Source organism: Pedobacter sp. ok626 (genome assembly GCF_900100435.1).
Taxonomy (GTDB): Bacteria; Bacteroidota; Bacteroidia; order Sphingobacteriales; family Sphingobacteriaceae; genus Pedobacter.
In genome coordinates, this window is the sequence record NZ_FNEX01000005.1 from 173,934 (window position 1) to 197,267 (window position 23,334).

The following is a 23,334-nucleotide window of genomic DNA, read 5'->3' on the forward strand; positions in this document are numbered from 1 at the left end:
TTTTTTCAGTATAATATTGTATCAAGTTGGACTAAGTGAAGTATCAGATATGTTTTTCTTGTCATTAAGGATAAGGTGGTGGCAATATGGCAATCACCTCTTTATTTTTATATTTACACTATGAGAAAGCACATACCAATTCTGGAATATCTAAATGAAATTGGAGCTAAAGAAATAAACTACAAACAAAGAAAAATAACAGCTATTGATGGAGATGGTAAAAATATCACCACAATTTATCTTGCAAAAAGTGTATTATCTAGTTTTAAACTTTCTGATATTTTAAAAAAGGATTTAAAAGAGGGAGATGTATGTTATCATATTCTAGAGGATGAAGATAAAAGTATCTGGCTTTATCCATTACTTATGGGAACAACATTATAATAATTATTCTTCTAATAGTTGAGCAGCTGTAGCGCCTAGGGCATTGGCAATGATTGCAATTGTACTGATTGTAGTATTACTGATATTACGTTCGATTCTACTGATTGTAATAGTATCAACCTCACATAGATCTGCTAAATCTTTTTGGGTCATATTACGCTCTAACCTGTATTTGCGCACATTTAATCCAAAAACCTCTATCAGCTTTTCATTCTTTTCTGGATTCTTTCTTTTCTCAATAATAGCCATCTGCACAAATCACCCAATTATTAATATTTTTATTGTAGACACTTGTGCCTATTTTTATTATCCTGATTAACAGTTAGATAACGATAATTGTAGTGTTCGTGTATTGATTTGATAGGCACAAGTGTTATATTTACATTGTCTAAACAATTGATAATGAAAAAAATAACGACTGTTAGCGTAGTGGCATTGCTATGCCTAAATTTTGGGGCAATTGCTCAACTACACCCGAGAAATATTACCTGCAAAAAAGATACTGTAACAAGCTACAAATATGGTTTTTCTCTATTCAAAACAGGGTATAAGTCATATACTAGGATCACACCATCGCAATTCGCAGGATGGCGTAGGATCATAAGCTACAATCAGACACTGGTAGAGTTATATGCTGTAGCCTTAGGTGCAGGTAATACATTTTCCAATGAGAGAGTTGTAATTGAGGTGAGAGAGCCAGAAAAATTGAATAAAAAATATTGTTACGAGTTGAATGTACCTGCTTATTTAGTTGATAATATGTTCGTAATAATGCACCAGAACCTATTATATCAATACCCAAAGTATGTTGCATCAGTGGTGTGTATCAATGGCTCAGCCTGGTTAAAGATAACTGATAAAGAAGAGGGAATATTACTTAATCCAATGGCGAAAAATGAGAATACTACTTATTAAATCAATGACGCTTCTACTTTGTATTGGCTTAGCGGGTTGCACAGATAATGAATATCCTAATCCCCCACAACCTACACCGAAACCTATACCAAAGGGATGTTTTGTAATTTATGAGAAGGAAGCGCAAGGGGATGTTTACAAGTTTTTCCCCCTGAATTTGCCACCAGAAACAGTAACTGGTATTGTATACATTAATTACAGGGTAGGGGATATTTATTGCCCATAAGACCATCAGTAATTAAATGGTGCCACGTGAATTTAGAAGAAGATAAATTATGGAATTTCAGAGAGAATTATACTTTTCGCAAACAGAAGCATGTCGAACTTATAAGATTTCAGTTCGAAAATTTAAAAAAATAATTAAAGAAAATGGCTTAAATGTAATTGAGGATGAGTTTATATCGCATACAATAGGTGGAAAACCATTTGAAGTAAAAACCATATTCGTTAAAAAGATAGACTTCATCAGAGCTTATATATAGACGTGGAAAAAAGACTTAACTTTCAAGTTATGACAGAACAAGAAAAGGAAGAAGCAATCAAAAAAATAAAAAGCGAGGCTCGTAGGTTACTTTATGCGATTATATTCTTCATAGTTGTTTACTTCACAGGCTGTTTTCAATTCGTTGGATGTTAGGTCTCAACATTAATTAGTAACTATTTATAATTATGAAAAAGATATATACAATATTAATTGTGCTGTTAGCGTGTAACATGCTTTTTGCACAGCAGCAAGCTCCAAAAGGATCAGATAAAATTATTATTAAAAATGATAAATCAGCATCAGATAACTTTATATCTGTAAAACTTATTTTAGCTGAGAAAGGCATCGAAATAGCCTCTCAGGACAAAGATATTTATCAGTTGAAGACTGGTGTTGCTCCTGTCACAAAGTACGGTGCAGGGGCTTATTATGTTGTCTTTTGCAAAGATAATAGCATACGCCTAACAGGCATGTTTAATACAGGTTTTCAATTAAATATGTTGGTAAAAGATACAGATCCATTGATTCAGATCGTTAATCGTGGGATGAAAGGAAGTTTGTTTAATGAAGCTTGGAAAGCGATGAATGAGCTTGCTGCAACACTTGGTGGTGATATTAGTTACACAGGTGGTATTGATGATATGGTAAAGATTAAGCCTGATCCAAAGAAGAATGATGTTTATTAATCCTAGTTTTTTAAAATAAATTTTTTAAAGCCTTAAAATTCTTCCACATTGCAAAAAACAAAAAAATATGGACATAGAAAACAAAGCACAAGGTGAAAAATTAGAAGATGATGCTGATGAAGAATTGGAACTGGAGCAAGGGACAGAACATTACGCAACTCCAAAAGTAATGCTTGATATGATGAAGCAAATAGTTGAGCAACAAAGGCAAGAGAGATTGAAAAATAAATAAACTACTCTTAAATAAATTATGGGAAATTTTTGACTGCCTCTGATGATAAATCAGGGGCTTTATTATTTAAGAATATTTTCACTTTTTTTTATCAAAAACTACATTTTCCTTTTCTGCCTACTATTTATATGTATAAACTAATTAAGTTATGCATATATATAATAACACAGCAACAAGAGTATCAGAAGCAGAACAAATAGGCCGAGATAAATTCATTAGCATCCATAGCGGGATGACCTGGACACCAATGCCTGATAGATATGAAGTCGTTGATCTAAGCGGAGCAACACATATCAACATGTATATTGAGGCCAAAGGCCGAAATATAAAGTCTACAGATTATGGTACAACATTTTTAGAGCTAAAAAAACTAGATAATTTACTGGATATAGCTAAAGCTAACAATGGTAAGGCATTTTATTTTGTAACCTATATCGATGGAAAATCATTCCTGTTTGACCTTACACATGTAAAAGAAAAATATTCAGTACAACAACAATGGATGAACGACATTACAATTGGTGATTATGCCACACAGAAGGTGTTAAAAGATGTGATACATCTGCCATTATTCGCAGCTGATAGGAGGTACAAATAATGATAATAGGTGCAATAATAATACTGATCTGGGTAATAGCGGAGGTACTATGATTTACACAACTCATTATTATGTCAATGGCTTCAGATGGTCAGGAGACAGAATATCAGCAATAAATTGGACTGATGCCGAATATCAGGCATCTATCAAAGGTCTGCATGTTACAGGTAAATTAATCCAAGAAATACCCTGCGATGACAACGGGGACAATATTCAATGGGATAACGCCATTGATTACAATGAAATAGAAAATAATTGAAATGAAAAACATTAAAGAATATAAAAGTATAAAAACTTACACAGCTGATCTACAGCTATCAAGACTAGAGCTAATCACTGATTTCGTGGTATACGAATACAAGATTGATAGAGCCGAATTATTTTCCAGAACACGCAAAAGGGTGATTAGTGAGGCTAGACGCAAGATTGCATTCTTAGGACGAATGTTCTACAATATATCAGGTGATATTATAGCCAAATACCTGCATGTTAATAACGAATGGATATGTCAGTTGATCTATACTGCGTGGGATTATGTTAGCGTAGATAAAGAATATTATGAAGAGATTCAGAAACTTATGGTAAAACTACAGATGTACCACAATGTAACTTTGAAGCCATTGATATAAACATAGAGGCTGCACATGATGCAGCCCATATAGCAACAATCTGTATCATTTTGTCGATCACATATCCAAAAATGATCCGTCAGATTTTGATATTAGATGCAGGTCTTCAACTTCAAACCAACTTTCTTTATGTGTTAGTTCCCGATCAAAATGACCACATAATGCTTTACCATTTTCCACATCAATCACTGTAGTCTCTAAACCGCTATTTATTAGAGGGTTTTTGTGTCTAACTCTATCCCCTGTTTCAATTGTATATTCCATATATTTTATTAAAATCAAATTTGGTTGGAATTTAAGAATTTTCTAATAAGTATGCAGAAAAATGGACAAATCAGGTTCATATGTGGCTTAGACATGTAAGGGGATAGATATCCGAGCGGTGAATGGTGCTACTAGGTCTGATGTTACTTCCTAGCATTAGTTTAGGAACATAGCACTAATCATCAGAATCCTCTCTATTAAGTTCGTAAACCTTTTTCTTAATTCTTGCAATCATTTTGATTTGATCCTTTTTTTCTTTGATCGCAAGTTTAATCTCTGCACGATATGCCTTTTCACTCATATTTGCTTCTGCACTTAACTTCTTAACCAGTAAGTTCTCATTCGTTAGAAAAATATTAATGTAAACTGATCTCATCATTACTGTAACTAGAACAACATATATATAAATGCTATTCCAAGTCCTGCCAGCACCAAATGTATAAAAAATGAGGATTGTGCAAAATGCAATGGAATAAATTCTGGTAAACCAAACTGCATATGGCCTATCAGGTAATAATTTCGTTATTTGTCGAATTGTAATATCCGAGGCAAATGTAAATATGATGTTGAAGGCGACCATCATTAAAAAACCAACTAATAAATAAATAATTACCAATGCAAATAGATTCATTTCTATCTCCAACATATCGAATTTTTGCTGAAGCCAAAAGCTAAGTTTCATTAGTAAGAAAAATTGGGTTGTGATATATAATATCATAGCCAGAGAATACAGCGGGTTTCTAAATTCGTGCATTATTTAGAGTTTAGGGATAGTTTGAGATTAGGTTAATTTTAATTCATTTGAAATTGGATGGCTAATGTAAATATATAAAAACAGATTAAAAGTAAAAGCCACCTGAACCTGCAAAAGGATTGATAACCATCTGCATTAATTTGTAGGTGGTTTTTTATTTAATTATGGCGGTTATAAAATTTAGTAATGCAGTAATCAGACTTAAGATTATTATAATCTCACTTATTGTTTTTTTTGAAAATATTTCTTTCATAGTATTAAGGGCGATATGTAGTCGTTGATTCAAGTAAATTTCCATTTTTGTCGTATTTCTTAGTTTCACTTAATGGGTGATTTCTCAACAGCCAAGTAAAAAAGCATTTTATGAGTGTTTTGAAAAACTCAAAGGGTGAAAATTTTATGTTCTTTAAAATCATAATCCAAAATTACCTATACAATTAATACGTTTTTATTTTTCTCATTTACTATCTAACGGGAGTAAATATCATAACCATTTTTATTTCTCTATCGTCTAAGTACCGACTATCTGCACCTAGTAAGTAATGGTAAATTTCTGTATTATTTATATCCCGATTTAGCGGAATTATAACGGAATTATAACGATGTAAATCATACTGTTTTTTCATATGCTAAAATTACCTCGGATTATGTTATGTGTCAATATGTACACCTTACAAAGGCTTTACGGTTTGGAGTTAATAAAGAAAAACTAAACTTTATTAAGTTGTTGCATCTCTAATAAGCCCTTATTGAAGCTATTTATCTGAAAGAATCAGGTAATGGCAGCAAAAAAAGACAATAAATATGCAGAAAAATGGACTAAACAAGTCGTTTTAGATCATTTAACACAAATTTTGCAAAAGGTAAAAACAGATAAGATTTTTTATCTGGGTGTTGCGTTGGCTGAACTAGACCTTTATCATCAAGTATGGTCAGAATGGACTAAAAAATTCGAGACTGATAAGCAAGTTTCCGACACAATAAAAAGGATTGAAGGTCTTATTGAAGCTAACATACTACAGCTTGCAGGTTCAAACAAGATGAATACTGCCATTGCAATATTTGTATTAAAAAATAAGTACAAATGGAGCGATAAACATGAGGTTGACCACACCAGTAAAGGTGAGTCAATTGTCTGGAATGAGGTGAAAACCTATGATAATGGAAAGGATTCTGAATAATTGAATCTAACCATTAAACAAACTATTGCACTAGACCTATTAGAGGATGATATCACTACTGAGATCATCTTTGGAGGTGGTGCAGGATCAGCAAAGTCATTCTTAGGATGTTATTGGGTTTTAAAAAACTGCTTAAAATACACTGGTTGCAGATATTTAATAGGTAGATCAAAATTAAAAAGCCTTAAAGAAACCACATTAAACAGCTTATTCGATGTCTGTAAATTACAGGGATTAGTACCAAATGAGCATTTCAATTATAACCAACAATCAGGTGTAATTAAGTTCTTCAATGGTTCTGAAATCATTCTTAAAGACTTATTCACATATCCAAGTGATCCAAATTTTGATTCATTAGGTTCATTAGAGATCACAGGAGCATTCATTGATGAGTGCAACCAGGTCAGCGAAAAGGCGTGGTTAATAGTGAAGTCACGTATCAGGTATAAATTAGATGAGTTTGACATTATTCCAAAGATTTTGGGCACATGTAACCCTAGTAAAAATTGGGTTTACAGTGAGTTTTATAAGAAAAGTAATGATGGCTCATTAGAGCAATATAAGAGGTTTATACAGGCTTTAGTAACAGATAACCCTTATATATCACAACATTATATTGATTCATTACACACCTTAGATCAGGCATCTAAGGAACGTTTATTATTCGGGAATTGGGATTATGATTCTGATCCATCAACACTCTTATCATTTGATCAGATATTGGATTTATTCACAAATAAACATGTTTCACCTGATCCTACAAAGAAAGCTATAACAGCAGATATAGCTATGCAGGGAGCTGATAAGTTGGTGATAACCTATTGGAATGGATTCATTGCAGAACAAATTAACGTAATACCAAAGAGTGATGGACCTGGAGTAATTACAGCAATAGAAAATATGTCTAACACCTATGGAGTGCCAAAGAGCAGAATAGTATATGATGCTGATGGTGTTGGCTCATTCGTAGGTGGATTCCTCCAAGGTGCAAAAGCATTCCATAATGGTGGTAAAGCCCTAAACAACGAAAACTATAAAAATCTTAAAACTCAATGTATCTACAAGTTTTGTGAGAGAGCATCATCTAGTGGTTATTACATCAAAGACCTAAGGTATAAACAAGATATAATAGTGGAATTAGAGCAGCTTAAACGCTGTAATATGGATAATGATACAGGTAAGTTGGAGGTGATCGGGAAAGATCAGATTAAACAGATCATAGGCCATAGCCCCGATTTTTCAGACAGTTTAATTATGCGTGAATACCTCGAATTAAAACAACCTTTCTTTTTCGTATAGAACAGACTATTTATAAACATATACCCTCATTACATGAGAGATTACAACAAAAGATTAAAACAATGAAGCGTGGCATTTTTAGACCTATTTTTTTACAACAATAAACCTGAGCCAATACGGCAAAAGGCACAAACAGCACCAATAGTATATCCATTGATCAATAATGGTGTGACGTGGTTTACCGATAATAGTACTCAGTACATTACAAACGGATATACAAGTAACCCTGTAATTTATTCGATAGTGAAGCAAATTTCAGATAAGATTGCAGCAGTGCCATTCTACTTATATACCATTGAAAAGGATAAACAGAAAGATTTCAAAAGGTATAAATCATTTAATACTAGTAACAACCTGATGAGCGTGGAAGCGTTCAAATGCAAGTCTTCATCAATGGTAGAAGTGCATAGCCACGCCATTATGAACATACTGGAACAACCGAATCCTAATCAGGGATGGTCTGATTTTGTGAAAGAGGTTGTTGGTTATAAGTTGGTTACTGGTAACAGTTACATATATGGTGCTAAGCCTGAGTTTGGGGTGAATAAGGATAAAATAATATCTCTTACAGCATTACCTGCTCAGTTAATGAATATTGTAGCAAGCAATAATCAGGTAGATTACTATAATCTAATTGGTAACAATCAAAGGTTGGAAAAGGAGAATATTCTGCATCTCAAATTTTGGAACCCTGACTTTTCATCAAGTCAAAATGTATATGGTATGTCACCATTACGTGCAGGACTTAAAGTAATGTCATTAAATAATGAGGCTTACAATGCACAAGCTAATGTGATGGCAAATAGAGGTGCATTTGGTATGTTGACCGCTTCAGGCGCTGAGAGTCCAGAGCAAATGGAACAAATGAAAGATCGGTTCAAAACTGCGTCAGCAGGTGAAATTATGATAGTTTCACAGGAATTATCGTGGACTCAATTTGGACAGCCATCAGATGAGTTACAGATTTTGGAATCAATGGATATTAATTTACGTGACTTATGTAATATTTACTCATTTCCATCTCTTTTACTTGGAAACACAAACGATAAAACATATTCCAACTACAGCGAAGCAGCCAAACAAATGGTATTTAACACATGTGTACCACTGTTAACTGAGTTAAGAGATAATTTGAATAAATGGCTTGTAGCACCATATAGTAAAGCCGATGGTAAGCAATATTATATAGATTTTGATATTACTGTTTTACCAGAATTAGCTCAAAACATCAATGAGTTGATTGATCAGCTCGAACGCCAATATTGGTTAACACCAAATGAGAAGAGAGCTGCAGTTAAATTTGGTACTCTTCCCGATCCTGCAATGGATAAAATATACATACCTAATAGTCTAGTACCAATTGATGAACAATCAATATCATTGGATAACACTAATAATCAGGATTTAAGCGATTATCAATAAGCTTTTCAAAGGATCACATAATATATAGATTATGAATGAAAAGCAGTATTACAGGGCTTATAGTAACCTGATTAAAAGACATGAGAGACTATCTTATCAGATTGTTTTAAAAGGATTTAAACAGATATATACTAAAGCAGCAAAGGAATATTTAAACAATCCATCTATTCCAATCGATCTATTGGTATCAGAATCTGATACATTAGATATTCTGGTTAACATATATAATAGTGTTGGTATGGCTACTGCATCTATGGTATTTCAATCATTGCCGAAGCAGAAAGCTAGTAATCTAATATTACAGACTAAAGCCAAAAAGCCAACTCAATACAAACCAACACCTGAACCACCAATAGATCATATCAATTACTGGAAAACTGAGTTTTTGCGGTTTACTCAAAGTAAGGATTGTGCAAAAAAGGTATCTGGTATAACCAAAACCACAAAGGAGCAGATCAGACAGGTGATGCAACAGGCAGTTGAAGAACAGTTATCACATAAACAAACTGCTAAGCTGATATTGGAAAAGGCTGATGCAATAGATACAAAGAAACGTGCATTGCTCATCGCCAGAACGGAAAATGCAGTTGGAAGTAACAAAGGAGCAATGTATGCTGCAAAATCTAGTGGTTTAGTTTTATACAAAAAATGGATAGCAAGATCTGGTGATAGTCGTACACGTGATGCGCATGCGGGGATGGTAGATTCTACACCGATTCCAATTGATCAGGCGTTTGAGGTTGGGGGTGAAAAGATGATGCAGCCAGGTGATAGCTCACTAGGTGCTAAAGCACATAATATATGTAATTGTAGATGCACCGTTGCATTTATCCCTGCGTCAGAAGTGATTCAACAAGGTGTTAACAATCCAGTGCCAGTTAAAAAACCAGTAAAACAACCTGATTTATTTGATAAACCAATTTTAATACAGGATCTGAATAGATTTAAACCTGCTTCAACAGTTAAGGAGGCACAACAATGGATTGTCAATAACCAAATAGCTAAAGAGGCAAACATTGATTGGATTAAAGATGTTGATGTAGCTAATGAGGTGAATGGGGTACTATTTGAACTTAAAAATAGATTTGGTTTTGATTCATTGGTACAAATCGGTAATAATCCTAAACAAAATAGTGCATTGATGAGTGCCAATTATAAGACTTTGAATATTAGAAACTCATATTGGAAGACCAACGATATTATAAAAAAGAACTACCAAAGTAATACATCAGAGGGGTATCAGGTAAGAATGACTAAAAATTTGGAGATTGCCAGACATAATTATGAAAGTACTAAGAATTACAGGTGGTTGAAAATAGTTAAGGAGTACGAAGAGCATATTAAATTCAAAAGATGGACAGTTGAATATGGTGCGGATAAATATCTGGAAACAACAATCCACCACGAATTTGGTCATATTCTACACGATCAATTAGCAGGTGGTATTAATGGTGCTAGGGTATTATCAGAAGCCCGTAAGGCAAAACAAGGCTATATCCAAATGGCTGAGCAATTGAATAATGAACAGATTGAAATATATAGACTTGCCAAAAAAAATGGCGATATTTATAAGGTTTCTGCGTATGGATCTTCTGATCACAGAGAGTTTTTTAGTGAAACCTTTGTAATGTATATGGCGAAAGATCCTGAGCTACCTGTTTACATCAGTAGTTTTTTTGATAAGTTTTTCACTTTATCAAAGATGTAAGTATTTATAAATATGATTAAAGACATAAAATATTGTAGTAAGTGCATTAATTTCAATGGTGATGATTTTACATGCGCAGCATTCCCGAATGGCATTCCTAATGAGATCTTATCTGGCAAAATAAAGCATATTTCAAAATTCCCAGAACAGATTGGTGATGATGTTTTCTTTGATAAGATTCAATTCCTTAAAGATGGTGGTATTGATACCAGAGACCTAGAAGAATGGGATGATATGATTATTGAGGATTAATTTATTGCTTACGTTTTTTCTTGATGGATGTTGAATCTTTAGAACTGGCTTCAACATTAAATAGATATTTTACGACAAATAATAGAAATCCACACACATTGGCAGTTGTTGTTCCGATTAATAAGGAAAGCACTGTGTCAGAGAGTTTTAAATCACCTCTACCAGCTGCAATTAAAATGATGAGAACCATAGTTAACCAAATGCATACTAATGAGAATATTAGGTCTGCATATACTTTTCTTTGTTCAATATTTTGTGCATAGTTTTTATTCATTAAAGAACGAGCTTCGAATTCCAAATCAAATACTTCAGCAATGCTCTTTTCATCAGCGTTATCCTTTATTTCTGGTTTTTCTACTGATTCTTCAAAAAGTTCTTCGGAAAATAGCTCAGGCATTATTTCTTTTTTAAAAATTTCTTGAAATAATCTATCATATATTCATTTGGGATTATTGGTTTTTGTTCCTGAACAGCCTTAGTCCAAGGTGAATCTTCTTTATGTGACCAATTTGATAATTGTATACCATCTTTATCTTTACATGCTTTCCAAGTAAATTCTAGTACTGCTTTTATATCTGAATCCGATAGATTAACGGGGGATGAGTATAGACTTAGCAAGTTGTTAGTTATCCTTCCGCTTCCAAATACTCTTAAAGAGTCATAAAGTGGCCTGATTACGGGGCCATAACTCCAAGCCTCTACATTTTCATTAACTAAAGGTTTTTCTTTTAAGGCTAAATAGAATCCATTGGCTATATAAACCATTTTTTGTAGTTGCATATTAGTAAGGCGAATATCTTCTTGAAAAGATTTCTCTATGAAATGTGAAGCTATTCCTAATGCTGATTCCATTGTTTAATTATTTTAATATAAATATCTACATATTTTTAATATTGTACATACTATTAAAGTAAAATTTGTCGGATGTATAAAGGAAGTCAGTGGTCTTAAGACTAATAATATTAAGTTTTAAGACTTAGTAAAGCCTATTCAACAGCCTATTTATCTGAAACAATCAGATATAAATGGCAAAAAAGTTACAGCACAAATCTTATGAATTTACTGATCTACAGGTAGACACAGACAGCAGAACCATCAGTGGTTATGCCTCTGTATTCAATGTTGTTGATTCCGATGGTGATCTGATCACAAAGGGATCATTCAGTAAAACACTATCTGGAAACAAAGCTCGTATTGTACACCTTTATCAACACAATCCAGTACAGTTACTTGGTCGTCCGACCATTTTACATGAGGATGAAAAAGGCTTATACTTTGAAACTACAATTGCCAAAACACAATTAGGTGATGAAGTTCTGGAGCTTTATAAGAATGGTACAATCAAAGAACATAGTATAGGATTTCAAACGGTTAAATCAACTAATAGAGGTTCTTATAATGAGATCAGTGAAGTGAAATTATTTGAGTTCTCCAGTGTTACGTGGGGAGCAAATAGTCAGGCTCAGTTTACAGGTTTCAAAAGCCAGTTTGCATCAGATACAATAATTGAGAACTGCGATAAAATGATAAAAATGTTGAAGTCAGATATCACAACTGATACTGTAGATCAACTAAACATATTTCTAAACCAAGTTAAAACCACACACTTAAACTTAACCGAAAAGTCAGTTGCTGATGAGTCAGACCCGTTGCAAAACAGTCAGGACACAGATAACCCGATGGTGATAGATGAAGTTGTTGAGGTAAAAAACAACGATTTAGAACTTATACAATCCTTTATAAAAGGATATAAAACACAATTAACATTCTCATAAACAAACAAATGGAATTAAACATTAAAAATGAATTGGAGCAATTAGGCGCAACAATTAAAACAGACTTAGAAAAGTCAAATATAGAATTAAAATCTGAGGTAAAAACTCAATTAGATGCATTGCAAGGTCAATTTGACCAATTAACTGCTAAAAATGCAGATATCGCAGCTAAAGGATTAACCTTTGGTGAAGAATTAAAAAATCAATTCAGCTCAACTAATCCCGATGTATTAGCTAAAGGATTCAAATTTGAATTAAAGGCATCAGTATTAAAGCCACAGGCTGATATTAATCCTGAGTATAAGCCAGGTATTACTGGTTATGCAAACCGTAAAGTAAATGCTAGACAATTGTTTGCTATTGGCTCTACATCGAGTGATGCAGTAAAATATGTAAAAGAATCTGGCTATGTGAATGGTGCAGCAATTAAAGAAGAAGGTGTTATCTCTGGTGAATCTAGCTTTGCTATCAACCAAGAAACTGCATTAGTTAAAACTATCTCTACCCACTTAATTGTCTCAAAAGAGATGTTAAATGACGTTGACGGTATTTCAAGTTATTTACAAAATCGTGTACCTGCAAAATTAGCGGAGAAAGAAGATCAGGAATTATTGTTTGGTACTGGTGATATCAAAGGTGTAGCGGTAACTGCTGTTCAATTTAGTGGAACTACTTTGACTATGGGTTCTGGTGCTACAGTTAACCAATACGATGTATTAAGAGTTGCTATCAATATGATTGCTAAAGCTGATTACACTGTATCTGCAATCTTGGTTAACCCGACAGATAAAACAAAATTAGAATTAGCTAAATCAAGCACTGGTGAATACTTGTTCCCATCTGGTAATATGAGTGTTGCAGGTGTTCCAATTGTAGAATCAAATGCTATTACCGAAGGAAAATTTTTAGTTGGATCGTTCCGTGATGGAGCAGAGATTAAAGAACGCCAAGGTGTTGCAATTTCTTACTATCCATCAGATGGTGAAAATGCTAAAAAAGGTTTAATCACTATCGTTGCAGAAGAGCGTTTAGCATTACCTGTATATCACAATGGTGCATTCGTTGCAGGTGATTTTACATCAGCAATGGCAAAATTAAAATCTTAATCACTGACCTGATTATTATACTCAATGAAGGTGGTGGAAATATCCATCACCTTTTTTATTTAAAGAAATATACATGTTAACCTTAGAACTTACAAAACAATACCTGAATATTCATCCTAGCAATACCACAGAAGATACATTAATTCAACTATTGATAGATGCAGCCGAAATACAGGCATATAAATTAATTAGCACAACAGAAGGAATGATAGATAATGCCTTGATTGATCTTGCTTTATTAAAAGATATTGCCTCAAATTATATGCACAGGGAAAACTATTTAGATAGTAAAAATGGTGGTTTAATATTGTCTAATGGTACTCTTTCAATTCTGAATCAATATAGAAAGGTCATTGTATACTAATGAAGAATGCAAAGAAATATAGCCAACTGATTGAATTCTGGAAAGAAAACAAGGTTCCCAATGGGCAGGGGGGGAGTTTTGCAACTTACATGTTAGATTTTCCTGATTATGCTCATATAGTTACAAAAGATGAAACCAAAACCCTACAAGAGGGACAATTAATATTGGAAGGGTTTTACGAGATCTATCTTAGATATAGATTTGATATTTCAATCCTGAAAAGCCATCAAATCAAACTAAAGGGTAGGAATTTAACGATTCATTCAATCGTAAACGTGGATGAATTAAACAAAGAATACAAGCTGATTGCGAGTGAATCAGATAACAATATAGAGGTTTTTGAAAATGAAAACCCTTATGAAAATTATGGGTGAAAAATAACCCTTAACAACTTAATGTTAAGGGTCGAAAAAATGGTAAATCAACCCCATTTTTAACGCTTTATCATTGCTAATATATATAAATAAATGAATATACAATATAATATAAAGACACAAATTGAAGATTATGATCCAAATTTGTGGAATGCTCAGGATGCGAATGAGGTAAAGACTGTAGTTAACAGCAAAGCAGATCTTACAGCATTACAATCTGAGATTGATAACAGGGTAAATGCACAAACAGATATCATCAATGATATTGTAGATCTGCAAGATCAAATTGGTAACTTATCTGGTAATACAGGCGGTGATTTGAGTAGTTACTATAACAAACAACAATCAGATTCAAGGTTCTTATCTATAACAGGTACTACATTGTTTTCTGGTGATTATAATTCATTGACCAATAAGCCAATAATACCATCAATCAGTGGGTTGGCAACTGAAACGTGGGTTAATTCGCAGGGGTTTTTAAAGAGTTTTGCTCAGGATTTCAACTATAATTCATTAACTAATAAACCAGATCTGAGTTTGAAAGTTGATAAGGTAGCAGGTAAATCATTATTAGCTGATACAGAGATTACCAGATTGTCAACAGTTGTTAATCAAGACTTAAGTGGTTTACAGGCGGTAGATCAAGATCTACAAAATCAGATAGATAGCTTATCTGGTGGTAATGCAGATTTAACAAATTATTACACAAAGGCACAAAGTGATGGTAAGTATATAGGTACTGGTACTACTATGTTTGATGGTAACTATAATTCACTATCCAACAAGCCTGATTTGGCCATAAAAGTTGATAAGGTTGCAGGTAAAGGATTATCAACAGAAGATTATTCAACAGTTGAAAAAAGTAAATTAGCTTCAATTGCTAGTGGCGCTACAGTTAACCAAACAAATACTTATCTATTAGACAGGGCTAACCATACAGGGGCACAAGCAGCAACAACAATAACACAAACAGCAACCGCAAGATTTGCAACTGATTCTGAAAAAACAACTTGGAATGCAGCAGTGCCAAGTACTAGAACAGTAGCAGGTAAAGCATTAAGTGCAAATATTACGCTTGTAAAGGGTGATGTAGGTCTGGCCAATGTAGATAATACAAGTGATGCAAATAAACCTGTAAGTACAGCAACTCAAACAGCTTTAAATCTTAAAGCAAATGTTGCAGATGTTATTAGTAATAGTTCAGATACGTATGGTACTAAAATAACCAATATTGTTAGCTGTACGCAAGCACAATATGATGGTCTAACACCTGATACAGGTACATTTTATATAATAATATAATGATTAAAATCAGTTCAACATCAATAGCCAAAGGATATATAGGATCTACCGAAGTTCAAAAAATAATGTTGGGTAGTTCATTAGTTTGGCAAAAGGAGAGTACGCCTATTGAAGATGGTTTATTGCCTGGTATGACGTTTATAGCCTTACCATCTGATAAATGGGCAGAAAATGCGCCACACGTATACACCCAAACCAGCAATGAAGGATTCGGTTTATTGCCTTATGAAATGGCAGGTGATGGTATTTTTGTTTACGAATACCACGGAGACGAAGTAACAGATTTTTATCTACGAAAAGTTGACCATAGCAGAGTTGATTTTTGGATTGAAAATAATGGAAGCATCATCATATTCGCAAATGATATAAGTGCTACATACATCACTACAGCATCAATAGGTACATATTATGGATATAGAAAAGTTGCAAATAACATTGATTTGATTAGCACTACAGATGGTGTAATATTTACCAGTTTATACAATTTTGGTTCAAGACCAAACCATAACCAAATAGCGACTTGGTATCAAAATATGAACAAAGGATTATACTACCTACAAGGTAATGGAATAATAAGCCCGTTACTGCCAGATGCTAATTATCTAACCCTACCATCAGAATATACAGAATCACCAAATAATGTTTACACAGCTATTACTGAAACTAGAATAACCCTAGATGCAAAGGTAGTCGGTGAAGGCTTCATAGCAATGAGGTATACTAATACAGATTATAGTGGTGAATTATTTTTAGGTACTTTGGATGATGTGGTAGGGCAGTCTGTAGGGTGCTTTTTTTATAATGGTGGGTTGTATTGGGAGGTTATAGATGGTGTAACTGAACTGGCTGTAAATATGTCAGAAGGAATGTTTGCCGTACTCCGAAAAACACCAACTAATATAGTTCTACAGACTACAACCGATGGTGTAAGCTTTGTAACCGTACACGATTTTGGTGTATTAAATTATGAATGTGTAAGGCTATTTACATCAGCAGGTGCTAAATATCATTACGTACAGGGTAAAGGTTTAACACTTTAACAGTGTTGTAGCCAGTTTTGGAACTATTGTAATGGTAACGAATCCTGCAAATGGGGAATCTGTAGATGTTGAGGTGAATAATAGGGTACAATATTCTAGGAAATTGGTGTTTGTTGGAAAGGAGTGGCTAAAGTTGAAGATGATGGCCGCTACGTAGCGGTAGCATTCATTAACTTTAATTTAGTTATATTCAGTTTCTTGAAATTTCTAACACTATTTCCAAAGTGTTTTATGTCATTAAAGCTAATAGATACCCCCGTTTAATGGTGGTTGGTGTGTCAATTTCTTCTTTTACTGTTGATAAAAATGCCCGCTTGTTAACAACTATTGTTCTCTTATCAGGGCTTATGAAAGTATATTTGTTTTCGTAAATGCAAAAGGGCTGATACCTTCAATATCAACCCATTTGGCTAAAAACATTTACATTAAAGCTTATGCTGAAAATTTTAATGCAAAAGAAGAGTTCTGGTTTCTCTTTCTACTACGAAAGTAGTAATTACAATTGTAAATACTTACAAGTGGAAATGTTGGAATTGTTAACAACAACCTCTGGTACGCTGTATTTCGTTGTTAAGATGTTGATTCATTTACAACTCTTACCGACACCATTTATTATGTAAATGATGTTTATTTTGGTTTAAACCAAGATTTTTTAAAAAAGCCACATTAATTTGTGGCTTTTTTTGTTCTTGCTGTTCTGCAATTTTTGTGTGGAAAATGTTTTTTTACTTTTTTATCTTTTTACTTTTTTATCCTTTTATCCTTTTGTTTTTTTATCCTTTTGTTTTTTTTAATTCGCTCAATGCAGCTTGGATGTTTATAAGACTAAAATTTTTACTGACACCTTACTTTATGTCAGATTAAAAGCTATCTTGAAAGAGTAGCTTCTTATTTATGCCTGTCTTAAGTATCTAATTTATGGTAAAATTCAGTAATCTCGTTCATTACTTCATTCATCATTTTTAGTGTTGGTTGTGCATAAGTTTCAACCCCAACGAAATCACCAAAATGACCACTAATTAATATAGTTATCCAAGCTTCATCATATTCTACTCTAATTGGATAAATAAGTTCGGTAAAAAATGGCCTTATCCCTCTACTTCCAGATTTTTTTTCTAATGGTTTGACCTTTATCAAAGGTATTGTTTTTAATTTCTCAATAAGCTTTTGGACGTTTGGGTGTATATATTCGCTCATATTGATCTAGTTAAAATTTCAATATATGAAATTTTTTTTGCTGCATTATTACCTCTTCATACTATTTATAGATATGAGAACCAGAAACGATTTCAACATCAAAATAAATGGATTAGATAAGTCATTAGACAATCTATCCAAATTAGCAAAACACAATGAAAAAGCAGTAAAGGATGCAATTGCAGAAACAGCTATCAACATTGAAAGAAAAGCAAAAGAAAATTTAGGGGCAACAGGATTTAAAGATTCAGTGGGTGGTATTGCACAATCAGGTTATATCCTATATAGAGCTGATCGTATGGGTGCAGAAGTAGGATTCAATAAATTCTACGCCCCATACATCGAGTTCGGAACTGGCGTAAACGTAGATGTACCATCAGGATTTGAGGATTTTGCTTGGCAGTTTAAAGGCGATGATTTAAGAGAGGTAAATATTAAACCGATGCCATATTTCCATCCTGCATTAAATAGCGAATTGGAAAACTTTAAACAGAAATTGAAGGATAGTTTGAAAAGACCTTAAAGAGGAATAAATAAATTTTTTATTATGGTAAAATAATTTCATATTTATTCTAATGCTATATTGGATAGCAGGTTAGAGAAATAGTGAGGATGAATATAAATTCCAAAAAAGTAACGAAGTTAACCGCTCTTGGTAGATTAGTTTTAGCTATTGTAAAAATTGTTAAAGAAGTTTATGTGATGTTAATGTAGTTATTAACGCTCCTAGTTTTATAGCTAGGAGTTTTTTTATTTTAGTGGGAATCATAATTCAATATTCCATTTGTGTTTGCAGTCTTTGCATCTGTGTTTATCCACCTTTGAGTATTTATATTTTCCACCTTCAATTATTACCATAAACAAGCACCAAAAAGCAAGGAAAACCCATATTGTTCTAAAGTCAAAATAAGCCAATAGGGTAAATGGTATAGTTAGCACAGCGCAAATTTTAATTCTGATCAGCATCTTTTTATGTGTGTCAGCCCAAGTGTTTTCACTTTGACAATTTGGGCAGGATGGGTTTTGAATCATAGCGTTTAATTTTTTATAAGTTTAGGAACAATTTTTCAATTATCGATATGGTAACTAAATAATATTAAGTTGTTTAAGTAATAAAATGCACCTCATTAGCCTATTTATGGTTAATGAATGAACATGCTTTAGACCCTTCCAACACTTACCGCAAGGCTTATTACGATAAGTTATACAATCAATTATCTGTTATTTCTGGTAAAACAATACCAGTGTATGATAGGGTAGATGATGCTGCGGTAGCTCCCTTTGTTGTACTCTCCAACATAACTTTAACCCCCCTTTTAAATACCACTGGATATGCGTTTAAAGCATCTATTGTACTAGATATAGTTACAAGATTCACCACATCAGGGGGTAAAAAGTTGGTTGATGATATCAGTAATCTGATTTTTCAAAAGATTCTTACTAGGGATGTTTTTTATTCTGTTGAGAATTGGAATATATACACCAGTAAGCTAGAAAGTACCAGATATATAGAGAGTGAATCAAATAGTGGTTACGTAATCCGCAAGCTCATCACCTTCAATAACAATATTCAACAACTATAATATGCAGAGGAACATCTTAACAGGATCTGAGTTCTTATTGTATAATATAGATAATGAACCAGTGGCATATTCAAAGAATTGTGCAATTAAAATAAATAATAGTCTAACTGATGTGACCACAAAATCATCTGATTCGTGGTCTGAATATATGGTTGGATTAAAGGATTGGAGTATTGAATTTGAGGGATTAGTATCATATGGCGATGATTTCAATACATCTTTTTTTGTTAACAAATTTCAAAATAGTGAGCCATTCTTTATAAGGTTTGGTGTAATCCAAGATAATTTCACACATGCATTTTTTGGTGAGGTTCATATTGAAAGTATAGATCAAAATGCAGATAATGGTGAACTAGTATCATATTCAGGATCATTTAAAGGTATTGGTAATCTAAGTTTTACAGATGAAGGTACACCTGAGCAATCAGGTTATATTAAAACAGAAACAGATCCTGTATTTCGTGGATCAGCAGCATATAATATAAGTGATGCAGATAAGGTTAAATGGCATGCTGCGCATGATAAAATTGTAAAAGAAATAAACTTCTTTACTGTAGGTGATATAACCACATTGAAACTAAAATTCCAAGATGGAATTGAATACACCTCATCTTTTAAAAACGTAACTGGTACAGTTGATCTAAGTGGATATTACACCAAAGGTCAGACTGATACAATGCTTGCAGTCACTCAGGTGGACATAGATAATGCAAATACATTATTATCCAACATTGCAAATGATAATAAATTAACTCCAAACGAAAAGGTTAATGTTCTAAAGGAATGGCAGATCATTATGGATGAGAAGCCTGTATTGGTACAGCAAGCAGTTACGTATGGATTGGAAACAATTGATTATGATGTATCATTCAATAGCTTAGAATTATACTTAGAACCATTGTTGTTATCGATGCTTACAACTAGTAACATTGAAGGCTTCGAACTACGTAATTATTTCAGAGCTTACTATGACCAAAAAGTTTTACTACTTAAAAAGGTAAGTGAAGCATCGAAACATTATACAGATGATTCAATTGATAAGATCAATATTGGAGGTAGAAATTACCACTTAAATGGTGATCAGGTTTTCACTATATCTCAATCTGTTAATCAACTAATACAGAGTGGTAACTATCCAATTAATAGCCAATTAGCTTTATCATTTTACGCTAAATCTATTGAAGGGATTAACAGGTTAAATCTTGAATTTGATGGACAAACAGGAAAAGAATTCTTCATAACAAATGCGTGGACACGCTATACATGTATATTAAACACTGGTGATATTCCAACATTGTTTGGTAGGCTTAAAGTTGTAAATCGTTTTCCTTACAAGTTTCCTGCAAGTTTTGGATCAGGTACATCCAACTCCGTTGAGGTAAAAGACATGATGGTAACATTGGGAAATAAGCCAATGGACTTTGTGCATGCACCAGCAGATTTTTTTGCAATAATTAATCAGGCAAAACTTGATGCTCAGGCAGCAGCAAAGTCATATACTGATGCTCAGGATTTATTTAATCAATCATTAATTGAGGCTTTAGTTGATGGAAAAATTGATGATATAGAGCAGATTAATCTGGATTTATTGGAATCTAATCTCCAAGCTGCAAAGGACTATTCAGACGTTGTATCATTAAATGCAAAGGTACTGGCAAATGCTTACGCTGATGGATTGATAACAGATTTTGAACAACAAATTATTGATGCTTCCAACGCTAATATCTTAGCTGCAAAGCAGTATACTGATACTCAAAGAGCATTAAGTGAGATAGTAACAAAGTCTTATGCAGATGGCATTGTCGATGCTACAGAAACAGCACTAATTAATAATGCTAATAATAATCTGGCAGCAGCGAAGGCATATAGCGATGCTCAGGATCTTTATACAAAAACACTAAGTGATGCATATGCAGATGGTAAGGTTTCAATTGAAGAACAAGCAAGAATCAATGCAATACAGGCATCATTGGATGCTGCCAAAGGCTATACAGATACACAGAGGGTATTGAGTGAAACAGTTACAAAAGCTTACGCTGATGGAATTGTAGATGATGTTGAAGCTGTATTAATTCAAAATTCTCAGGATAACCTTGCAGCAGCAAAGCAATATTCAGATGCACAGGACTTATTAACTAAAACATTATCCAATGCCTACGCAGATGGAAAAATAAGTACAGAAGAACAAAACAGAATCAATGCCGTACAAACATCATTGGATGCTGCAAAAGCATATACAGAAGCACAAAGGGAATTAAGCGAAACAGTTATAAAGGCGTATACAGATGGTGTTATAGATGATGAAGAGGCCAGAGCCATAGCTGATGCACAAGCAAAATTAATTGCTGCAAAAGCTTATTCTGATCAAAAATTATTAGAAGCAAAAACTGAAATAACTGATTATGTTGATGTTTCAATATTGGATAAAGCAAATGAAATCATAGCAAACACTACAGGTCAGATCAATGTAGCCAATACAGCAACATTACAAGCTGCAAATTCTGAGGCCGAAACAAAAGCCAATGCAGCAAAAGATGCTGCAATTGCATCAGCAAACAGTTATACAGCCGCTCAAAAAGTATTAGTAGAAGTTACAGCAGCCGCATACGCAGATGGAAAGGTAACAGCAGAAGAGCAAGCCAGATTAACACAAGCAGCAAATAACCTGCAAGCAGCCTACGATGATTCTACCAATAAAAGTAATGCAGCAGCTCAGTATGGTATAGCTGCACAGAATTTACATAATGCTTTAGTTTCAAATCTTAAATCGTTAGCGTACAGTGATATCGTTGAGGTTAGTAAATTAGGTAGCACAGTAATCGAAAATGGTGTGATTAAGACTAATCTACTTAGTGCAGATTATATCAAGAGTTCAATAATCAATTCAACTTATGTAAATACATTATCATTAGATGCTTCGGTAATTACATCTGGTCTTATTAGTGCAGATAGAATTGATGTTACTAATTTGGTTGCTACAAATATTGCTGCAACCACTGGAACTATTGGGCCACTTAATATTGGCTCATCTAACTTATGGTTAGGTAATGCTAACACGTGGACAGCTAACGAAAGTGTAGTATCATTGAATGCTGATTATCATTTGTTTCGTGAAAATGGTTCAATATCTGGACAGGTTCGAGAGGTTGCATTTAATTTAAATTCTGCTTTGGCAGGTGAAAATTACACAGCATACAAGATTGAAAACTCTATTCAAAATAATTCACCTTCACCTACATTTTGGAAAAATACTAACTATGGTGTTATTGTAGATGTAGCCAATGCCGATATAAATACTGGGGTATGGGTGAAAAATGGTGATGTTGGTATTGATAACGGTAATTTGAATGTTGTTAAGGATGTAATTGTATCTGGTAAAACTAATCTTGCAAGTGTCAGTTGTAGGCAGATGTCTACTAAATATAAATTAGTAGACCTAAGTAATAGCTTTGGTGCGGATTATACGCTGTCATCAAGTGATTATTTTTTAATAATCAACGCAAGCTCTACAGGAACATTCGCAAAAAAAATATTAGTTAATTATCTAAATGTGATTGATGGACAAATTTTTAAAATTATAAATGATACAAGTAATTCAGTGGTTATAGAAAGAGCAGGTGGGGCAACAACAGTAAATTTTAGGAAAGGTGGTGCTTATAGTACGACTTATACTCTTACAGCAGGGAGTACAGTTGATTTTCTATACAATGAAAATATGCGAGTGTATTATTTCATTTAACGAACGAAGGGGCTTTAATTAGCCCTTTTTTATGCCTTAGTAAAAC

Annotated in this window: 28 protein-coding genes; 22 read left to right on the forward strand and 6 right to left on the reverse strand. The window is 33.4% G+C overall.

Going from position 1 to position 23,334, the window contains the following annotated elements:
• Positions 1–120 precede the first annotated feature (120 nt).
• Positions 121–384: a hypothetical protein gene (locus BLS35_RS09010; protein ID WP_090780030.1), complete on the forward strand. Its 264-nt coding sequence runs from the start codon at positions 121–123 to the stop codon at positions 382–384.
• Between the two features lie 3 nt (positions 385–387).
• Here BLS35_RS09010 and BLS35_RS09015 read toward each other — a convergent pair whose 3' ends face one another.
• Complete coding sequence (locus BLS35_RS09015) at positions 388–633, reverse strand: helix-turn-helix domain-containing protein (RefSeq protein WP_090780032.1); 246 nt, start codon at positions 631–633, stop codon at positions 388–390.
• A 153-nt stretch (positions 634–786) separates the two neighbouring features.
• On the opposite strand from BLS35_RS09015, the gene BLS35_RS09020 reads away from it, so the two are divergent.
• The 6 genes from BLS35_RS09020 (at position 787) to BLS35_RS09050 (ending at position 3,928) form a co-directional block, all read left to right on the forward strand.
• The gene (locus tag BLS35_RS09020; RefSeq protein ID WP_090780033.1) at positions 787–1,299 is read left to right on the forward strand and encodes a hypothetical protein; all 513 of its coding nucleotides are present in this window, start codon (positions 787–789) and stop codon (positions 1,297–1,299) included.
• A gap of 4 nt (positions 1,300–1,303) precedes the next feature.
• On the forward strand, positions 1,304–1,525 hold the full coding sequence (locus BLS35_RS09025; protein ID WP_132225972.1) for a hypothetical protein: 222 nt from the start codon (positions 1,304–1,306) through the stop codon (positions 1,523–1,525).
• Positions 1,526–1,968: 443 nt separating this feature from the next.
• Positions 1,969–2,469, forward strand: a complete 501-nt coding sequence (locus BLS35_RS09035; protein WP_132225971.1) for a hypothetical protein — start codon at positions 1,969–1,971, stop codon at positions 2,467–2,469.
• Between the two features lie 67 nt (positions 2,470–2,536).
• Positions 2,537–2,701 (forward strand): hypothetical protein, encoded by a 165-nt coding sequence (locus BLS35_RS27715; RefSeq protein ID WP_165973280.1) that lies wholly within the window; start codon positions 2,537–2,539, stop codon positions 2,699–2,701.
• Positions 2,702–2,849: 148 nt separating this feature from the next.
• Complete coding sequence (locus tag BLS35_RS09040; protein WP_090780042.1) at positions 2,850–3,299, forward strand: hypothetical protein; 450 nt, start codon at positions 2,850–2,852, stop codon at positions 3,297–3,299.
• 260 nt (positions 3,300–3,559) lie between these two features.
• Positions 3,560–3,928: a hypothetical protein gene (locus BLS35_RS09050; RefSeq protein ID WP_090780046.1), complete on the forward strand. Its 369-nt coding sequence runs from the start codon at positions 3,560–3,562 to the stop codon at positions 3,926–3,928.
• Between the two features lie 57 nt (positions 3,929–3,985).
• Here BLS35_RS09050 and BLS35_RS09055 read toward each other — a convergent pair whose 3' ends face one another.
• Positions 3,986–4,192: a hypothetical protein gene (locus tag BLS35_RS09055; protein WP_090780048.1), complete on the reverse strand. Its 207-nt coding sequence runs from the start codon at positions 4,190–4,192 to the stop codon at positions 3,986–3,988.
• Positions 4,193–4,367: 175 nt separating this feature from the next.
• On the reverse strand, positions 4,368–4,874 hold the full coding sequence (locus tag BLS35_RS09060) for a hypothetical protein (protein WP_132225970.1): 507 nt from the start codon (positions 4,872–4,874) through the stop codon (positions 4,368–4,370).
• Positions 4,875–5,725: 851 nt separating this feature from the next.
• On the opposite strand from BLS35_RS09060, the gene BLS35_RS09065 reads away from it, so the two are divergent.
• From BLS35_RS09065 to BLS35_RS09085, 5 genes are all read left to right on the forward strand, one after another.
• Positions 5,726–6,127 carry a terminase small subunit gene (locus BLS35_RS09065; protein ID WP_090780052.1) on the forward strand — a complete coding sequence of 134 codons (402 nt, stop codon included), beginning with the start codon at positions 5,726–5,728 and terminating at the stop codon, positions 6,125–6,127.
• Positions 6,128–7,426 (forward strand): phage terminase large subunit, encoded by a 1,299-nt coding sequence (locus tag BLS35_RS09070; RefSeq protein ID WP_090780055.1) that lies wholly within the window; start codon positions 6,128–6,130, stop codon positions 7,424–7,426.
• 69 nt (positions 7,427–7,495) lie between these two features.
• Positions 7,496–8,848 (forward strand): phage portal protein, encoded by a 1,353-nt coding sequence (locus tag BLS35_RS09075; protein WP_090780057.1) that lies wholly within the window; start codon positions 7,496–7,498, stop codon positions 8,846–8,848.
• A 31-nt stretch (positions 8,849–8,879) separates the two neighbouring features.
• Entirely contained in the window at positions 8,880–10,556 is a 1,677-nt protein-coding gene (locus tag BLS35_RS09080; RefSeq protein ID WP_090780059.1) for a phage minor head protein, read from the forward strand.
• Between the two features lie 12 nt (positions 10,557–10,568).
• Positions 10,569–10,808, forward strand: coding sequence for a hypothetical protein (locus BLS35_RS09085; RefSeq protein ID WP_090780061.1), 240 nt, complete (start codon positions 10,569–10,571; stop codon positions 10,806–10,808).
• A 1-nt stretch (position 10,809) separates the two neighbouring features.
• Here the strand turns inward: BLS35_RS09085 and BLS35_RS09090 are convergent, their stop codons facing one another.
• Positions 10,810–11,205, reverse strand: coding sequence for a hypothetical protein (locus BLS35_RS09090; protein WP_090780063.1), 396 nt, complete (start codon positions 11,203–11,205; stop codon positions 10,810–10,812).
• A complete protein-coding gene (locus tag BLS35_RS09095; protein WP_090780065.1) occupies positions 11,205–11,660 on the reverse strand; it encodes a Panacea domain-containing protein in 456 nt (151 codons plus the stop codon). The genes BLS35_RS09090 and BLS35_RS09095 overlap by 1 nt, the downstream gene beginning before the upstream one ends.
• 173 nt (positions 11,661–11,833) lie before the next feature.
• On the opposite strand from BLS35_RS09095, the gene BLS35_RS09100 reads away from it, so the two are divergent.
• From BLS35_RS09100 to BLS35_RS27495, 7 genes are all read left to right on the forward strand, one after another.
• Positions 11,834–12,583, forward strand: coding sequence for an HK97 family phage prohead protease (locus BLS35_RS09100; RefSeq protein WP_090780067.1), 750 nt, complete (start codon positions 11,834–11,836; stop codon positions 12,581–12,583).
• An 8-nt stretch (positions 12,584–12,591) separates the two neighbouring features.
• Entirely contained in the window at positions 12,592–13,689 is a 1,098-nt protein-coding gene (locus tag BLS35_RS09105; protein ID WP_090780069.1) for a phage major capsid protein, read from the forward strand.
• A gap of 73 nt (positions 13,690–13,762) precedes the next feature.
• Positions 13,763–14,053: a head-tail connector protein gene (locus BLS35_RS09110; protein WP_090780071.1), complete on the forward strand. Its 291-nt coding sequence runs from the start codon at positions 13,763–13,765 to the stop codon at positions 14,051–14,053.
• On the forward strand, positions 14,053–14,427 hold the full coding sequence (locus BLS35_RS09115) for a phage head completion protein (RefSeq protein WP_090780073.1): 375 nt from the start codon (positions 14,053–14,055) through the stop codon (positions 14,425–14,427). The genes BLS35_RS09110 and BLS35_RS09115 overlap by 1 nt, the downstream gene beginning before the upstream one ends.
• 93 nt (positions 14,428–14,520) lie before the next feature.
• On the forward strand, positions 14,521–15,729 hold the full coding sequence (locus BLS35_RS09120) for a phage upper tail fiber protein (protein WP_090780075.1): 1,209 nt from the start codon (positions 14,521–14,523) through the stop codon (positions 15,727–15,729).
• The gene (locus tag BLS35_RS09125) at positions 15,729–16,769 is read left to right on the forward strand and encodes a hypothetical protein (RefSeq protein WP_090780078.1); all 1,041 of its coding nucleotides are present in this window, start codon (positions 15,729–15,731) and stop codon (positions 16,767–16,769) included. The genes BLS35_RS09120 and BLS35_RS09125 overlap by 1 nt, the downstream gene beginning before the upstream one ends.
• Positions 16,770–17,203: 434 nt before the next feature.
• Positions 17,204–17,389: a hypothetical protein gene (locus BLS35_RS27495; protein WP_132225969.1), complete on the forward strand. Its 186-nt coding sequence runs from the start codon at positions 17,204–17,206 to the stop codon at positions 17,387–17,389.
• Between the two features lie 283 nt (positions 17,390–17,672).
• On the opposite strand, the gene BLS35_RS09130 is transcribed toward BLS35_RS27495, so the two are convergent.
• The gene (locus tag BLS35_RS09130) at positions 17,673–17,966 is read right to left on the reverse strand and encodes a hypothetical protein (protein ID WP_090780080.1); all 294 of its coding nucleotides are present in this window, start codon (positions 17,964–17,966) and stop codon (positions 17,673–17,675) included.
• Between the two features lie 25 nt (positions 17,967–17,991).
• On the opposite strand from BLS35_RS09130, the gene BLS35_RS09135 reads away from it, so the two are divergent.
• The 3 genes from BLS35_RS09135 to BLS35_RS09150 all read left to right on the forward strand — a co-directional run bounded on the left by BLS35_RS09135 (position 17,992) and on the right by BLS35_RS09150 (position 23,288).
• Positions 17,992–18,489, forward strand: coding sequence for an HK97 gp10 family phage protein (locus tag BLS35_RS09135; RefSeq protein WP_132225968.1), 498 nt, complete (start codon positions 17,992–17,994; stop codon positions 18,487–18,489).
• Between the two features lie 622 nt (positions 18,490–19,111).
• Entirely contained in the window at positions 19,112–19,549 is a 438-nt protein-coding gene (locus tag BLS35_RS09145) for a DUF3168 domain-containing protein (RefSeq protein ID WP_090780085.1), read from the forward strand.
• Position 19,550: 1 nt separating this feature from the next.
• Positions 19,551–23,288 (forward strand): phage tail tube protein, encoded by a 3,738-nt coding sequence (locus tag BLS35_RS09150; RefSeq protein ID WP_090780087.1) that lies wholly within the window; start codon positions 19,551–19,553, stop codon positions 23,286–23,288.
• Positions 23,289–23,334: the final 46 nt, after the last annotated feature.

Coding starts and splice junctions, on each gene's coding strand:
- BLS35_RS09010 (WP_090780030.1), top strand. CDS start 121: ATGAGAAAGCACATACCAATTCTGGAATATCTAAATGAAATTGGAGCT.
- BLS35_RS09015 (WP_090780032.1), bottom strand. CDS start 633: ATGGCTATTATTGAGAAAAGAAAGAATCCAGAAAAGAATGAAAAGCTG.
- BLS35_RS09020 (WP_090780033.1), top strand. CDS start 787: ATGAAAAAAATAACGACTGTTAGCGTAGTGGCATTGCTATGCCTAAAT.
- BLS35_RS09025 (WP_132225972.1), top strand. CDS start 1,304: ATGACGCTTCTACTTTGTATTGGCTTAGCGGGTTGCACAGATAATGAA.
- BLS35_RS09035 (WP_132225971.1), top strand. CDS start 1,969: ATGAAAAAGATATATACAATATTAATTGTGCTGTTAGCGTGTAACATG.
- BLS35_RS27715 (WP_165973280.1), top strand. CDS start 2,537: ATGGACATAGAAAACAAAGCACAAGGTGAAAAATTAGAAGATGATGCT.
- BLS35_RS09040 (WP_090780042.1), top strand. CDS start 2,850: ATGCATATATATAATAACACAGCAACAAGAGTATCAGAAGCAGAACAA.
- BLS35_RS09050 (WP_090780046.1), top strand. CDS start 3,560: ATGAAAAACATTAAAGAATATAAAAGTATAAAAACTTACACAGCTGAT.
- BLS35_RS09055 (WP_090780048.1), bottom strand. CDS start 4,192: ATGGAATATACAATTGAAACAGGGGATAGAGTTAGACACAAAAACCCT.
- BLS35_RS09060 (WP_132225970.1), bottom strand. CDS start 4,874: ATGAAACTTAGCTTTTGGCTTCAGCAAAAATTCGATATGTTGGAGATA.
- BLS35_RS09065 (WP_090780052.1), top strand. CDS start 5,726: ATGGCAGCAAAAAAAGACAATAAATATGCAGAAAAATGGACTAAACAA.
- BLS35_RS09080 (WP_090780059.1), top strand. CDS start 8,880: ATGAATGAAAAGCAGTATTACAGGGCTTATAGTAACCTGATTAAAAGA.
- BLS35_RS09085 (WP_090780061.1), top strand. CDS start 10,569: ATGATTAAAGACATAAAATATTGTAGTAAGTGCATTAATTTCAATGGT.
- BLS35_RS09090 (WP_090780063.1), bottom strand. CDS start 11,205: ATGCCTGAGCTATTTTCCGAAGAACTTTTTGAAGAATCAGTAGAAAAA.
- BLS35_RS09095 (WP_090780065.1), bottom strand. CDS start 11,660: ATGGAATCAGCATTAGGAATAGCTTCACATTTCATAGAGAAATCTTTT.
- BLS35_RS09100 (WP_090780067.1), top strand. CDS start 11,834: ATGGCAAAAAAGTTACAGCACAAATCTTATGAATTTACTGATCTACAG.
- BLS35_RS09105 (WP_090780069.1), top strand. CDS start 12,592: ATGGAATTAAACATTAAAAATGAATTGGAGCAATTAGGCGCAACAATT.
- BLS35_RS09110 (WP_090780071.1), top strand. CDS start 13,763: ATGTTAACCTTAGAACTTACAAAACAATACCTGAATATTCATCCTAGC.
- BLS35_RS09115 (WP_090780073.1), top strand. CDS start 14,053: ATGAAGAATGCAAAGAAATATAGCCAACTGATTGAATTCTGGAAAGAA.
- BLS35_RS09120 (WP_090780075.1), top strand. CDS start 14,521: ATGAATATACAATATAATATAAAGACACAAATTGAAGATTATGATCCA.
- BLS35_RS09125 (WP_090780078.1), top strand. CDS start 15,729: ATGATTAAAATCAGTTCAACATCAATAGCCAAAGGATATATAGGATCT.
- BLS35_RS27495 (WP_132225969.1), top strand. CDS start 17,204: ATGCTGAAAATTTTAATGCAAAAGAAGAGTTCTGGTTTCTCTTTCTAC.
- BLS35_RS09130 (WP_090780080.1), bottom strand. CDS start 17,966: ATGAGCGAATATATACACCCAAACGTCCAAAAGCTTATTGAGAAATTA.
- BLS35_RS09135 (WP_132225968.1), top strand. CDS start 17,992: ATGAAATTTTTTTTGCTGCATTATTACCTCTTCATACTATTTATAGAT.
- BLS35_RS09145 (WP_090780085.1), top strand. CDS start 19,112: ATGAATGAACATGCTTTAGACCCTTCCAACACTTACCGCAAGGCTTAT.
- BLS35_RS09150 (WP_090780087.1), top strand. CDS start 19,551: ATGCAGAGGAACATCTTAACAGGATCTGAGTTCTTATTGTATAATATA.